Raw genomic sequence first — 1,630 nt, forward strand, 5'->3', positions numbered from 1 at the left:
GCAGGTTTTTTTTCATAATTGCTATATTCTACTTTCCAGGATCACACTTGTCAATACCCACCACCTGAATCCTTACATATTTTTGAAATTTAGCTATTGTAGCGGAACCGATAAAACCTGCTCCACGAGTCACTAAAATTTTTGTCATTTTTCACCTGTTTGCACTTCAATAGTTTGAGTTTTCACTGCTTATATATGGACTTTAGCTCATCATTAATCGCTATCTGTATGTGTAGTTAGAGTATGCAACCCCTACACTTAGGAGGTGCGGAATGTGGGTTGTAATTTTCAAGACAGAATCAAGATTTCCCGAAAAATCTTGATTTTTGTAGGTGCGTTAGAGAAGCATGGCGTTAGCCCTCCATTGCTTCCATAAACTTGGCATGAAGCGCTGAAGCTTTTTAAATTTAAGATTCAGTGTTTATCTACAACTAAATCAACCTCATTTGAATTGTTTCCCTGAATCTGAGCTTCTGCAATTTCCAATAATGTACTCACCTATTGTTAATTTTCCAAGCTGAGTTTTACTGCCTCAGATATCGTCAAAGGAGAGAATGAATCCCTCAAGCTAATCTCACCCCGTAGCACATTGAACAACTGTGGTAACTTATCCAGGTTGTACTTACACATCCAACGAATTAAACGTGTAGTACGAGAATCGTCATTAGCTACTGTCGTGGGAAACTTGAGAAGCCGGAAGAACTTGCCTCCTGTGCCAATGTACCATTGCTTAGGGAAAATCCGCTCTGGTGAATAAAGGTAGATCGATACACCTGTCGCCAGTATAATCGGACTAAGCAATAAAAGCAAAAGAAAGGCGGCAATTGAGTCCATCCATTGCTTGGGCTGGGGACTAAGTTGGCTTCGCTTTTGAAATGTTTTTTGAATAGTCCTCCGTAGAAACACGGGTTTGTTCGCTTGCTCGCAGGCATTTGCCCAGAGCTTCAGTGTTGCCTCACCGAGGGTTGGATCGAGGCAAACCAGCCGTACTGGAGATTGTTTCAAGCATTCTACTAGCTGTTGCTCAGTCTCAAACGCCGAAATATAAGGCTGTTTGGTCTGTTGTCCGAGACTGACGAATAACAGTCCCTGTCGCCACTTAAGAATGCAGTGAGGTAAGTAATTGTTTGAATGCTGTTGCTCTACAGAGGAATAGATATTTAAACTTGAGAGTGTCGAAGTGGTCATAGGTTCAGATTACCTGCCGCTAATTTTACTAATTATTGTTTGTACCGTAAAATGACTTAGAACTAAAAATCTCTCTCTACAATACTCCGGACAATTTTGGGAACGATACTACAAGCTTTACAGGGCAAAAATTATAAAAAAGTCGAATTAAATGCCCGTCAGGGGTGGAGCTGACATTGATTTAATTATCCACCGTGGGTCAAAGTCAAGCGAAAATAAGCCATTGGGTCATATAAAAACTGTCCGGACTATTGCATATACAGATTACTTAAGTAGAATCACCCTCCTTTTGTAACACATTTTAAAAGCAAGTCAATACTTTGTCATTTTTTTTATCTATAATTTGTCGGTTGACAAATTACGAAGGCTCTCCTGAACTTATGGTTATAAGTTTATCTAATCACCAAAGCAAGCTAATACGCGATTCCTAAAATTATTAAAA

At 39.4% G+C, this 1,630-nt stretch carries 1 protein-coding gene; it reads right to left on the reverse strand.

What is annotated here, in order from left to right; translation table 11 throughout:
• Nucleotides 1–504: 504 nt before the first annotated feature.
• Nucleotides 505–1,188, reverse strand: a complete 684-nt coding sequence (gene hepC / locus QUB14_RS28555; protein WP_333221626.1) for a heterocyst development glycosyltransferase HepC — start codon at nucleotides 1,186–1,188, stop codon at nucleotides 505–507.
• Nucleotides 1,189–1,630 lie beyond the last annotated feature (442 nt).

Origin of the sequence: Microcoleus sp. B3-D2 (assembly GCF_036705345.1) — a bacterium.
Taxonomy (GTDB): Bacteria; Cyanobacteriota; Cyanobacteriia; order Cyanobacteriales; family Microcoleaceae; genus Microcoleus.

Bases quoted from the DNA above. Each gene is read 5' to 3' on its own strand.
- hepC (WP_333221626.1), bottom strand. From the start codon at position 1,188: ATGACCACTTCGACACTCTCAAGTTTAAATATCTATTCCTCTGTAGAG.